Raw genomic sequence first — 13,487 nt, 5'->3', positions numbered from 1 at the left:
TAGGAAAAACGTGCGTATTAAACTAACGCTTTTATTAAGTTAGCATGTTATTCGTGTAAGGTAAATAGAGCAACAATTTAAATTAAATGCTGGATAAAATTAATTATTATGATCACAATCGAAAGGATAACTAAACAGATTCAAAAATGTACAACTATAAAACGTGTTGATAATAAAGCTGCTGTGCTATTACCGATCGTTCATGTTGATGATCAACTCCAGCTATTGTTTCAAGTCAGATCAAAAAAACTAAAACGACAACCGGGGGATATTTGTTTCCCTGGTGGGCGTGTTGAATTAGCGGATATCAATCCCGAATACACAGCTAAACGCGAAACCGTTGAAGAATTAGGCCTCCCCCTTAATCAAATTAAAATTTTAGGGCAATTACCTAAATTTATTGCCACGTTGGGTATGATGATTTATCCATTCGTAGGTACAATAAATTCACTAGATGATTTGCAACTAAACCATGATGAAGTTGAACAAATTTTTACTGTTCCTATTGCATGGTTTATTGACAACCCACCACAACGTGCAACGATGTTTATTGGACATAAACCTGCCGATGACTTTCCTTTTGATATTATTGTCAACCGTTCAGCCAATTGGCAAAAAAGATCTGAATATTCGGTCTATTTTTATCAGTATCAAGATTGGGTTATTTGGGGTTTAACCGCACAATTGATTAATTTATTTATTGAAAATATTTGTGAATAACTGTCATCAATAAAATACTGTTAAAAAAATAGCAAACAAAATCAGTGCTGAATTAACGCCATTTTTAGCAATTAATTTCATTTTAAGCAAATAATGCTAGACGATTTGCTGTTTCATTAAAAGAGCTTGAGGATTTTTCATAAACATCTTATAACAGTAGCTAGTTGTTTTACTATCTGTTCCTACTAAAACAACTATATCTTAATGCTTTTAACAAGTAGACAAGGATAAAACACTCAGGAGCTTCATAAATTCGAATACTCTCTAAGCGACATCATTAATACATCTGCAAATTAAATAAGCGTTAAACAGTGATTTTCTATTTTAATAATTCAAATTGAAGGGCTATATCATGAAACGTTTTACTAAATCTTCTATTGCTTTAGCTGTATTATTATCTTTACCTATTGCTAATCTTTATGCTGCTCAACCATTAACATCTAAAGAAAGCCGCCATTTAATACCATTGAAAGAAATTTCAGTAACAGGAAATTATCTACAAGCTGATAATGCTGCAGATGATATTTCGCGTGCAGCTGATGAAGCCGGTGCTCAATATTATTATATTACAGCAATGGAAACTCCAGCTAGTGGAACTTCTTCAGATCGTGCGATTGTTTACGCTAATATTTACAAATCTAATGCTCAAATAGCTGTCGAGCAAAATCCAACCACTTATAATGGCGTTGTTTCCTATAACCGCTCAAAAGCCCTTTACTATGTACCATTTGAAGTCGTTAAATTTAAAGGTAATTACAACAACACTTCCGAAATTACTGAAGCGGCAAGTAAATTAGCTGCTGAAAAAAATGCCTATGCGTTTTATATCGATTCTATTTCATCAGTCGGTAGTCAAGACCAAGCCCAAGACATTGATGTTTCATTATATAAACAAGATGCACCTGTGAGGGATTACATCGTTACAACCGCAATACAAGGTCAAGATGCTTACGAAATCAGTAGCGAGGCATTTAAACGCATGACACCATACGATACTATTAGCTTCCATGGTGTCTTTAACGATACTTCTGAAATCAGCGAAGCAGCACAAAAACATGCTGTTGCCAATGGTGCACATTTTTATTATGTAAAAGAAGTATCAAACAACCCAGCAAGTACAGCGCAAACTGTTTTTATCAATTTATATAAATAATAAAGCATAAATAAACTTGTTCTTTACTAAAATCAACCCATGTAGCAATTCACTTTCCTACATGGGTTTTTATTTTAAAAAACGGTCAGAAAAGTTATTGATTTTATTTGATTTTTTATTTTTAATTAAAATCAAAGAGTTACTAACAATTAAGTAAGCAAAAGCACACCAAAATTCTATTCAGCAATAACAAATCAGCATTTCCGTTCAATTAAAATGATATTTAGATAAGCAACGGCCACTAAAAAAACATTTATGTGTGCATATGTTTAGTGTGAATAGTTGGCTGGGGTACCAGGATTCGAACCTGGGCATGGCGGGATCAAAACCCGCTGCCTTACCGCTTGGCTATACCCCAATTGAAGGAAGTGATGATATCTGGTACGAGTAGTGGGATTTGAACTCGCACACCTTCCGGAACTAGAATCTGAACCTAGTGCGTCTACCCATTCCTCTATACCCGTTTAGGATAATCGAAAAAATAAATTGCAAAAAGCAATAGTAGACTGAATAATCAGATATCAAAAAATTAAGCAGTTGGAATGGCTGGGGTACCAGGATTCGAACCTGGGCGTGGCGGGATCAAAACCCGCTGCCTTACCGCTTGGCTATACCCCAATAAAGAAGACACTAAAATTAAATGGTGCGGGTGGAGAGACTTGAACTCACACACCTTGCGGCGCCAGAACCTAAATCTGGTGCGTCTACCAATTTCGCCACACCCGCACTGAATACTTCCGGTAAAAGTACTACCTAATCTTAATGGTGGCTACGACGGGATTCGAACCTGTGACCCCATCATTATGAGTGATGTGCTCTAACCAACTGAGCTACGTAGCCATTCATTCGCAACGTCATAACCAACACTGCGAGGCGCATTATGCTTGTATTACGCCAAATCGTCAACCCTTTTTTTTAGATATTTTGAAAAAAATTGACGACTGATTAAGATGCAATCAAATCCAGTTTAATAACGCTTCAATTCGCCTTTTTTGTAGTTCAAAATGAATTTGCTTTCCTGTGTAACCTTCCACAATAATGTGTTGTACATTGACATTATTGGCAATCTTATAAGCTTCTTTTAGGTAATTTGCTTGTACAAATTCAGGCGTTTTGGCAAACGATTGACTTGCTGTAATGAGTTGCTCAAGGTGTGAAGGGTTACGCCAAACATCGATACTATTTAGTAAAGACACAATTTGCTCAGCGGTGAGCATGTGTATATGCTCAAAATCATGACGATATTGCTGAACCATAACGGCAATTTTAGTGTAATTATTAGGTGCTTTGATTTTTTTACATAGGGCTTCAACCACTGGCTTGCTAGGTAACTGAGCACACAACACGGCAAATCGGATGGTTAAATCATCAGTTAATAAAGCAGATTGTTTTAGTGCATCAACTATATTGGTTGATAACTCTAATGAGGGAAAGAGTAATGTCAACGCACCGCATTGTTCAAGCACTTGAAAGTAGATTTGTGGATTTTTTGCTGATAATGCTTTTTCAGTTTCCTTCCATACACGTTCGGCAGTTAGATAGCTAATTTCACCCGCTATTACCATTTGTTTCATTAGCGCTAAGGTTTGTGGTGCTACCTTAAAACCAAGCTGATAAAAACGTGCTGCAAAGCGAGCGACACGCAAAATACGCAATGGATCTTCACGAAAAGCAGGTGATACATGGCGTAAAATCTTATGTTTAATATCATCCACACCATGATAAGGATCGACAATATTGCCATTTTCATCCATGGCAATAGCGTTAATGGTTAAATCCCGACGAATGAGGTCTTGTTCTAATGTAATTTCTTTACCAAAATCACAAATAAATCCAGTATAGCCTTTACCTGATTTGCGCTCAGTTCGAGCTAATGCGTATTCTTCTTTTGTTATAGGATGCAAAAACACGGGGAAATCTTTACCAACTTGTTGATACCCTAAAGCCAAAAGTTCTTCAGGCGTAGCACCAACAACAACCCAGTCATGGTCAGAAACAGGCAGATGTAACAATCTATCACGTACACTCCCGCCTACAAGATAGATTTTTCTCATCTATCGCATCCAACGGTCTTTTTTGCGTCGGCTAGGTATAATACTTGGTAATATCAATCCTAAAATAAGTCCTCCTCCTGCAACAAGTCCGCCATAGGTAAACCAAGTTACAATAAGATCACGGCGTTTATCGTCCACTTGATTTAACATCGATTCAATTTGTGAGTCCTGCTCTTTAACTTGTTGTTCTAAAACTGCATTTTTATTTTGCAGTGTTGCTATTGATTCTTCTGCCAGTTTTAGTTTTTGAACATAGTCGCTCACCAATTTTTGTTGATTTGCTTCGGCGTTATCTACTTTGTCTTGATATTCGGCAAGTTTCGCTTCTAATGATGGAAAGCGTTCTTTATAACTTGGTTGTTCATTGAGTTTATTTGTTTCAATCCAAGCTGTACGTCCATTATTGAGTTGAATTCGGGTATACTTACCATCTGTACTTTTTTCAAGCTCGACAACTTTTTCTCCCGCTTTAACAGCATTAGAAAACGCATATTGCGAACCAGGTCCTCGACGCAAATAAATATCGACATTATCAGTCACATATTTGTCTACAGCATACGTATCAAAAGCCATTGTAAAAAACGAAAGAACCGCAATAATATTTTGTTTTTTCATTATATTTCCAATAATATAGCCCATAAACAAGTACATAATAACATAAATAAACAGCAATTCGCATAATCATTTTATAGCAAACCATTTTGAAAACCAAAAATGAAATCGATTACATTTTCATGAGATCTTAATCACAAAATATGAAATTAAAGGTATTATTTTATACAAAATATGATTATTTTATAAAATATAGGAATTATAACTTTGGAGCCGCTATGAATTATCGTATTAACAATAATAATATTGATGTTTTTTTTCGCACTGAACCTTATGCTGAACTATGCTATTTTGGTAAACGTTTACAAAACTCTCAACTCGAAATGGTCGATATGTTGATGCCTGCTGTGCCTAATTCTCGTATAGATGTCAATGTACCCTTCACTCTTTGCCCTGAAGAAGGCTTAGGTAATTTTAGTACACCAGGGCTTGAAGGACATAGAGAGGGTAAAGATTGGTCCCCAGTTTTTGCTACCAAAGAAGTTATCAAAAATGATAATGATATAACGATCATTAGCGAAGACGTTATCGCTAAACTGCGCTTAACTAGTCATTTTATTTTAGATAAAAGTGGTGTACTACAATGTCAAAATACCTTAACTAATTTAGGTGATGAACCATACCAAGTTAATCGCCTTGCTGTGACATTACCTATTACTGAACGAGCCCAAGAATTAATGTCATTTAGTGGGCGTTGGATTAAGGAATTCTTTCCTCATCGAACAAAAATCTCACATTGCGGTTATTTACAAGAAAATCGCCGCGGTCGAACATCTCACGAGTATTTCCCAGGAATGATGGTTGGAACTGAAGGCTTTAAGGAACAAACGGGTGAAGTTTGGGGATTCCATTTAGGTTGGAGTGGTAACCATCGTATTCAAGTTGCGGTTAAAAGTAATGGTAAGCGCTTTATTCAAGCCGAAGCACTTTATCTTGCCGGTGAAATTTTACTAGCTAAGGATGAATCTTTAACAACACCTTGGTTATACGCAACCTACAGTGATGAAGGGTTGAACAAAATGAGCCAACATTTTCATCAATATTTACGTAACAATATTATTAAATTCTGTAATAATAGACCTAGGCCCGTCCATCTTAATACATGGGAAGGTATCTTTTTTGACCACAATCCTAGTTACATTATGGAAATGGCAACTAAAGCCGCTCAAATTGGTGTTGAACGCTTTATTATTGATGATGGTTGGTTTGGTAAGCGTGATGATGATTATCAAGGATTAGGCGATTGGTATTTAGATAGACGCAAATATCCCAATGGTTTAGAACCTGTGATTAAGCATGTTAAAGATCTTGGAATGGAATTCGGTATTTGGGTTGAGCCAGAGATGATTAATAAAAATTCAGATCTTTATCGTACTCATCCTGATTGGTTGCTTGAGCTACCAGGTTATCAACAACCAGAAGGTCGCCATCAGTATTTGCTTGATTTACAAAATCCTGCTGTATTTGAATACCTACTTGAAAGACTAACGTGGTTACTTGGTAGCCATGATATTGATTATATAAAATGGGATATGAATCGAGAAATCGTACAACCTGGACATGGAGGAAATCCTGCTATTGTTGGGCAAACAAAATCACTTTATCGATTACTTGATATTTTGCAAGAAAGATTCCCTAATGTTGAGATTGAATCTTGTTCATCAGGTGGTGGGCGTATTGATTACGAAATTTTAAAACGTACCCAACGTTTTTGGACTTCCGATTCTAACGATGCATTAGATAGACAAATAATTCAACGTGGTATGAGTTACTTTTTTCCTCCAGAAGTAATGGGAGCGCATATTGGTGGAAAATTATGCCATACCACATTTCGTGAACTACATATGAATTTACGTGGTCTAACCGCTTTATTTGGACATATGGGAGTTGAACTCGATCCCGTAAAAGAGTCTGAGGAAGAACAAAAAGGCTTTACACATTATATTTGTTTACATAAGCAATTGCGTTCTTTATTGCATAGTGGTAACACCATACGATTAGATGTTGATGATAGCTCTGCAATGCAAAGTTATGGTGTTGTAAGTCAAGACAAAAAAGAAGCTGCATTTATCATTACACAACTCACATTACCAACCTATGCGTTAAGCGGCAATTTGCGATTGGCAGGTTTGTTAGCTGATAAGCAATACCAAATTGAGGTGCTTGATATGCCTGATAATATTGATCCTAAAATAAATAGTCATGTTATGAAAGTATTACCACAATGGATGAAAGATAAAACAACGCTATCTGGTGATTGGTTAATGAATATAGGATTACCATTACCAGTACTTGATCCTGCAACAGCAATGTTAATAAAGTTAACCGCTAAATAATATTATTAATTTATTATATTATCACTTAGCAACAAATAGGGAATTAGCAAAAATCGCTAATTCCCTATTTGTATTTTTATATAAGAGTACAGCAAATTAATCTGCTCAAGAATACAAACAAAATAGTTAACTTTCGCTTTATGCATCTTTTTTGTATTATATTTTAGGTGATATATAAAACAATATATTAGCAGTAATTAATTAAAAGGTTTTTTATGACAACAATAAAAGATGTTGCACGTTTAGCTAAAGTTTCGGTTGCAACCGTATCTCGCGTTATAAATAACGCAAATAATGTACGAGATAATACCCGAGATACCGTAAAAAATGCTATGGAAAAACTAAACTACTATCCTGATGCCAATGCCCGAGCTTTGTCGCAACAAAACTCAAATACTATTGGTATTGTCGTAGCTGATGTTTCAGATCCATTTTTTGGTGCTATGGTTAGTACCGTTGAAAAAGTTGCCTCTCGAAAAGGGCATTTTTTGTTGATTGGTAATGGTTATCATAATGAGCAACAAGAATATAATGCCATTACTCAATTAATTGAACATCGTTGTTCATCATTAGTTGTACACGCAAAAATGATTCCCGACAACACTCTTAAAAAATTAATGTTACAAGTACCGGGAATGGTTTTGATAAACCGAATCATAGAAGGTTTTGAAAAACGCTGCATTGCCCTTGATGACCGTTATGGTGCTTATCTTGCGGTCAAACATCTAATTCAACATGGACATACTAAAATTGGTTATTTATGTTCAAATCATAATATATCTGATTCTTCTGATCGTTTACAAGGCTATAAAGATGCTTTATTAGAGCATAATATAGATATTAATGAAAACTTAATCGCTATTGGTTTGCCAAATGAAATGGGCGGTGAACAAGCAATGATGTCTTTACTTGAACGAAACTGTCATATAACTGCAATTGCTTGTTATAACGATTCAATGGCAGCTGGTGCAATGTCTGTGCTTTATGATAATGATATTAACATTCCAAGCGATATTTCTATCATCGGTTTTGATGATCTTATTTTATCACGTTATTTACATCCTAAATTAACTACTATTCGTTACCCATTACAGACAATGGCTGAACAAGCAGCTGAATTAGCACTAAAGCTTTCTAAAGGAGGAAATATTCCAACAAATTTGATTAATGTTTATACACCAACCTTAACTAAACGTTATTCGGTAACTATGATTAATAAATAGCTAAAATAAAGTAGATGTATATCGGAAAGCAGTTCATATTGTGCATCTGAACTATATAATAAATAATTGGCATTATTTTATATTTAGAATATAGTTCAGATGATAAATTTTATATCTACAACCTTATACTCAAAACCAAACTTCTGTTTGTACGCCGAAGCTAATTTGATGATCTTTACCATTAAAATCAAATTTACTAATATCATTTTGTAACGCTTCTATATAAGAAACATAGAACCGAATATCTGGTCTTGAAGATAAAATACTTTTCCCTACTTTAAATGAATGATAAAGCGTAGTTTTATACCCTTCTTCAACATAAGTTTTACTTTTGACTTTATTTTTTTGTCTAAAATAACCTAATTCAACACCACTTTGATTGTAAGTATCCCATATATAAGCAGGTCTTATTGCTGATTTAAAACTTTTGAAATCGCTGTGAGGAAGATTAAGATCATAAGAATAAACATCATTTCCTGAAGTTAACGCTAAAGCATGAGCAACAATAATATTATCGCTTAAATAGGCTTCTCCTTCTGATACTAGACGATAAGCTTTACCTCCAGTATGGAGACCAATATAATCATTATCCGAATTACTGGCAAACTCTGGGTTATTGGTATTAATGTTAGCCAACTGAGAAGCAACAGAATTGGTTGCTGTCTGTAATGTAAACTGATTAAATCCGCCAAAAAACTCATTTTGACGCAAGACAAAGCTACCAAGCCAAGCATTTTTAATAGATACACTATTTTGGATTTTGGATTTATTCGGTGCTGAGTAACGAGCATTCACACCAAACGTTGCATTTCGCCATAATGGAATATCACGATAGCGAATTTCTAGTTGGTTTAAATCAACTTCTTCTTTTTTATATTGAGTAAATTTATTTCCATTACTATCATTTTTAATTATTTCTTTTTTATTTTTTACATTTACATCTGCTCTAACTAGAGCTAAATCAAAAGTACCAATACCGATATTTAAATTTTCGATACCAATCCCCCCACCCGCTGGCGTTTTTTGTGTTTTCCAATCAAGCATTTGTATTTCATTATAAGGTAAAGAATGTTTACCAACCCATAATTTTGCATCAGGAAAACTCGGTACAAACCCTTTGGTCTCTAAATAAATATCTGAAAATTGCATAATATTATCATCTTGCGTATTAAATAACCCTGCAGCTTTATTTGTTGCCACGTTTCCATCAATCATAACAATTGCATCAACTCGCCTTCCATCTTGGTCATAAACTTTTTGTTTAAAGATAAGATCATACCAACCACCATATTCATTGCCAAATCGACCTAATGCACCTTCAGCGTAATTTTTAGGTTTACCATTACTTGAAGTTGACCAACCACCACGAAAGTAGCCGTTATAAGAAAACCCTATTTCATCTTTAATATAGTCTTTAAACTCAGCCAATGTAAATGATGTCTTTTCTGAATTATTTTCATCTCTTACAGTATCTGTTTTTGGTGTGTTAACTAGTACAATTTGATTATTACTTGCGTGTACAGGATTAGTTGGTAGATGTTGCTTTGTAATTGTTGCTTTTTGACTATTTTTAAGTGTTTTTTTCTGATTATTTATAACAACTTGTTGTTGTAGATGACTATTCAATTTAGCAAGCTGTTTATTAGACTCTATTACTTGTTTTTTCAAATCATTAGACTCTTGGCTAAGTGCTAATAACTTTTGTTCTAATAACGCTATTCTTGCTTCTAACTCATCTTGAGTTGCTGCCATAACACTTGGTAAATAACATAAGCCTAGTATAGTTATTAAAACAATTCTTTTTGGCTTGATTTTACATACTATTTTTTTTGAAGTTTTCATTTTTCCCTACCTAATTGTTTTAAAAAATACATAAAAATTTTTTAAATTCGAGACAAAAAAAAACCTAAAGAATGGCCACAGCTATTCTTTAGGTTTTGCCCGCTATAAGTCGGTAACAATCCAATACCTTTTAATAGGCACTTTCAATATAACCAATAAAAAGAACTATTCAAAAGCTAAATGCTAATATTGTGATTAATATCACATTAAAAATTCTAATTTTGTATACAACATTAGCGAATATATTTCCTCCACACAATTTTTAATCAATAAAATCTAATAAAACTAGATTTAACATTTTATGTATACGATTACATAAATGTTAACAAGATCACCGTATTTAGTCGCAGACCACCTATAATAATTAATAACTGGTTGATAGTAACAATAATCAAGGAAAAACGGAGAACATATGAATCCTTCTTTTAATGACATTATAAGTCGACACGATTGGAATAATTTATCTGTATTAAGTATTAATAAACTTAATACTCACCCCAAATTTAATAGTTGGAGAAATAAGCAACAAGCTAATAATAATAGTAATTCAGATTCAATAATATCGCTAAATGGTAATTGGTTTTTTAGCTATTTTTCAAACCCAAAACAAGTACCAGAATCATGGTTAACAAAGGAACTTGATACAAAAACAATTCCAGTACCATCCAACTGGCAGTTACAAAACTATGATGCACCAGTTTATACCAATATCCGTTACCCTTTCCCTTATAATCCTCCTTATGTACCAGAAGAAAACCCAACAGGATGTTATTCTCGATACATAAATATTACTAAAGAATGGCTTGCTAAAGGTGATACACGGATTATATTTGATGGAGTTAGTTCTGCTTTTCATCTTTGGTGTAATGAGCGATGGATTGGATATTCGCAAGATAGTAGAATTCCTGCAGAATTTGATCTAACTCCGTTTTTGAAAGTTGGTAAAAACCGCATAGCTGTATTAGTTCTAAAATGGTGTGATGGTAGTTATCTTGAAGATCAAGATATGTGGCGGTTAAGCGGTATCTTTCGTAGTGTTTCGTTATTAAATAAACCTAAATCACACTTACGTGATATTCACATTGACACCTTACTTGATGCTTGTTATCAAAATGCCACTTTATCGCTACAAGTTGATGTTCAACATGATGGAAATATAGATTTATTAAATGTCGGTGTTGAATTGTGGCAACAAGATAAATTGGTTGTCGATCATATGCAATCAATCGGCCTACCTTTTGTTGACGAAAAAGGAGGATACTCTGACCGTTTACATTGCCAAATACCAGTCACTAAACCACAATTATGGAGCGCTGAAACACCAAATCTTTACCGAATTGTGGTTAGTTTATATCACAAGAAAACAGGATTAATTGAATCAGAAGCGTATAACGTTGGATTTAGAAATGTTGAAATAAAACATGGACAACTATGCTTAAATGGTAAACCACTATTAATAAAAGGCACAAATCGCCATGAATTCTATCCTGATTTGGGATATGCATTAACTGAAGAAGCAATGTTGCATGATATTAAATTGATTAAGCAACATAATTTTAATGCGGTGAGATGCAGTCATTATCCTAATGATCCACGTTGGTATGATCTTTGCGATCAATATGGTTTGTATTTAGTTGATGAAGCAAATATTGAATCGCATGGTATGTTTCCTATGTCTCGCCTATCGGCAGATCCTCGATGGTTTTCTGCTTATAGTGAGCGAGTGACACGAATGGTTCAACGTGATCGTAATCATCCTTCCATTATAATCTGGTCGCTAGGAAATGAATCAGGACATGGTTCAAACCACGATGCCCTTTATGCTTGGATCAAAAGCAATGATCCAACCCGCCCAGTACAATATGAAGGTGGTGGAGCCAATACTACCGCCACCGATATCATTTGTCCAATGTATGCACGCGTTGAACAAGATCAACCTCACTCCAATGTTCCTAAATGGGCAATAAAAAAATGGATCTCAATGCCTGATGAAAATCGCCCACTTATTTTATGTGAATATGCCCATGCAATGGGTAACAGCCTAGGTGCTTTTTACAAATACTGGCAAGCATTCAGGCAATATCCTAGGCTACAAGGTGGGTTTATTTGGGAATGGGCTGATCATGGGATACGCTGTTCTACACCTTGTGGCGATAATTATTGGGCTTATGGCGGTGATTTTGGTGAAACTTATCATGACCGACAATTTTGCTTGGATGGATTAGTGTTTCCAGATCGAAAACCTCATCCTAGTTTGATTGAAGTAAAAAAAGTGCAACAGCCATACCAATTTAAGCTAATTAGTCAAAAACCGTTGGTTATTGACATTACAAGCGAGTATTTATTCCATCATACAAATAATGAAACTTTATATTGGGAGTTATTAGTTAATGGAAAAAAATATCAAAAAGGTAGAGTTAAGCTTACTATTAAACCCAATAGTTCATTACAAATAACTTTACTTGCCAAGATACCAAATGATTTAAATTGTGAAGACTTACATTTGTCAGCCCGTGTTATTCAAAACAAGGCTACACCATGGTCACAAGCTGGTCATATTGTTGCATGGGAACAGTGGCGACTTGATAATTCATTTATTCCACCATTAGCTTTTTGCCAAGCAAAAAGTAGGCTCAAATTGACTGAAACAAAAGATCATTACATTGTTAATTATAAAAACCAATATTGGCAATTTAATAAAAAAACAGGACAACTTTGCCAATGGAAAAAAGGCAATAAATCATTATTAGCTGCACCTTTTACGGATCAGTTTATTCGTGCTCCTATTGATAATGATATTGGTATTAGTGGCGATTTTGATAGTAATAATAATCCATTTGCTTGGATTGAGCAGTGGAAATCTGCTGGTTATTACAATCTTACTCACCGATGCTTGGGCATAAATATTTCACAATTAAACGATAAAATTGTGATTGAAGCGCTACATGGCTATTTTGTTAAAAACAAAAGAGTCATTCAAAGTAGATGGCAACATCAGTTTGATCAAGAAGGAAGTTTAACTTTATCTGTACAAGTTGATATTGCCAATAATATGCCTGCACCGGCACGAATTGGACTAAGTTATAAAATAAAGCAAATTCCCAAAAAAGTGAAATGGCTTGGATTAGGGCCTCATGAAAATTATCCTGATCGAAAAACATCGGCTATTTTTGGTGATTGGTCATTACCTTTTTCTGAACTTTATACACCTTATATTTATCCATGTGAAAATGGATTACGTTGTGATGTAAAAAAACTGCAACTTAATGAGATGATCATAACTGGACATCAATTTAAATTTAATATTAATCAATATGGTACTGAACAATTAATGGCAAAAACACATCGCCATTTATTAGAGCCAAATCCCAATGCGTATGTCAGTATTGATGCTTATCATATGGGTATTGGCGGAGATGACTCTTGGACACCAAATGTACATCGTGAATTTTTATTGACCGATAAGCATTATAGCTATCAACTCGTATTTAAATGTTAATGAATAAAAATTAACTATATAAAAAATAAGGCACTATTTGTTTGTGCC

The 13,487-nt window shown here is 34.4% G+C and carries 8 protein-coding genes and 4 tRNA genes; 5 read left to right on the top strand and 7 right to left on the bottom strand.

Features of this window, described 5'->3' with window-relative positions:
- Positions 1–108: 108 nt before the first annotated feature.
- Positions 109–720 carry an NUDIX hydrolase gene (locus GQ594_RS01840; protein ID WP_160411187.1) on the top strand — a complete coding sequence of 204 codons (612 nt, stop codon included), beginning with the start codon at positions 109–111 and terminating at the stop codon, positions 718–720.
- A gap of 352 nt (positions 721–1,072) precedes the next feature.
- Entirely contained in the window at positions 1,073–1,873 is an 801-nt protein-coding gene (locus GQ594_RS01835) for a YdgH/BhsA/McbA-like domain containing protein (RefSeq protein WP_160400397.1), read from the top strand.
- A 283-nt stretch (positions 1,874–2,156) separates the two neighbouring features.
- Here GQ594_RS01835 and GQ594_RS01830 read toward each other — a convergent pair.
- From GQ594_RS01830 to GQ594_RS01805, 6 genes are all read right to left on the bottom strand, one after another.
- Positions 2,157–2,231 (bottom strand) — tRNA-Gln (locus tag GQ594_RS01830).
- A gap of 185 nt (positions 2,232–2,416) precedes the next feature.
- Positions 2,417–2,491, bottom strand: a tRNA-Gln gene (locus GQ594_RS01825).
- Between the two features lie 23 nt (positions 2,492–2,514).
- Positions 2,515–2,599 (bottom strand) — tRNA-Leu (locus tag GQ594_RS01820).
- Positions 2,600–2,636: 37 nt separating this feature from the next.
- Positions 2,637–2,713, bottom strand: a tRNA-Met gene (locus GQ594_RS01815).
- A gap of 116 nt (positions 2,714–2,829) precedes the next feature.
- Complete coding sequence (locus tag GQ594_RS01810; RefSeq protein ID WP_160400396.1) at positions 2,830–3,927, bottom strand: multifunctional CCA addition/repair protein; 1,098 nt, start codon at positions 3,925–3,927, stop codon at positions 2,830–2,832.
- Complete coding sequence (locus tag GQ594_RS01805; RefSeq protein ID WP_160411186.1) at positions 3,928–4,542, bottom strand: TIGR04211 family SH3 domain-containing protein; 615 nt, start codon at positions 4,540–4,542, stop codon at positions 3,928–3,930. It abuts the gene before it with no gap.
- A gap of 215 nt (positions 4,543–4,757) precedes the next feature.
- On the opposite strand from GQ594_RS01805, the gene GQ594_RS01800 reads away from it, so the two are divergent.
- Positions 4,758–6,875, top strand: a complete 2,118-nt coding sequence (locus GQ594_RS01800) for an alpha-galactosidase (protein ID WP_160411185.1) — start codon at positions 4,758–4,760, stop codon at positions 6,873–6,875.
- A 215-nt stretch (positions 6,876–7,090) separates the two neighbouring features.
- Positions 7,091–8,098 carry a substrate-binding domain-containing protein gene (locus GQ594_RS01795; protein WP_160411184.1) on the top strand — a complete coding sequence of 336 codons (1,008 nt, stop codon included), beginning with the start codon at positions 7,091–7,093 and terminating at the stop codon, positions 8,096–8,098.
- A 129-nt stretch (positions 8,099–8,227) separates the two neighbouring features.
- Here GQ594_RS01795 and GQ594_RS01790 read toward each other — a convergent pair whose 3' ends face one another.
- Positions 8,228–9,940, bottom strand: coding sequence for a carbohydrate porin (locus GQ594_RS01790; protein ID WP_160411183.1), 1,713 nt, complete (start codon positions 9,938–9,940; stop codon positions 8,228–8,230).
- 412 nt (positions 9,941–10,352) lie between these two features.
- Here GQ594_RS01790 and GQ594_RS01785 point away from each other — a divergent pair, with 412 nt between their 5' ends.
- Positions 10,353–13,439, top strand: a complete 3,087-nt coding sequence (locus GQ594_RS01785; protein ID WP_160411182.1) for a beta-galactosidase — start codon at positions 10,353–10,355, stop codon at positions 13,437–13,439.
- Positions 13,440–13,487 lie beyond the last annotated feature (48 nt).

Source organism: Gilliamella sp. Pra-s52 (genome assembly GCF_009795805.1).
Taxonomy (GTDB): domain Bacteria; phylum Pseudomonadota; class Gammaproteobacteria; order Enterobacterales; family Orbaceae; genus Gilliamella.
This window is presented reverse-complemented; position numbering and strand designations above follow the sequence as displayed.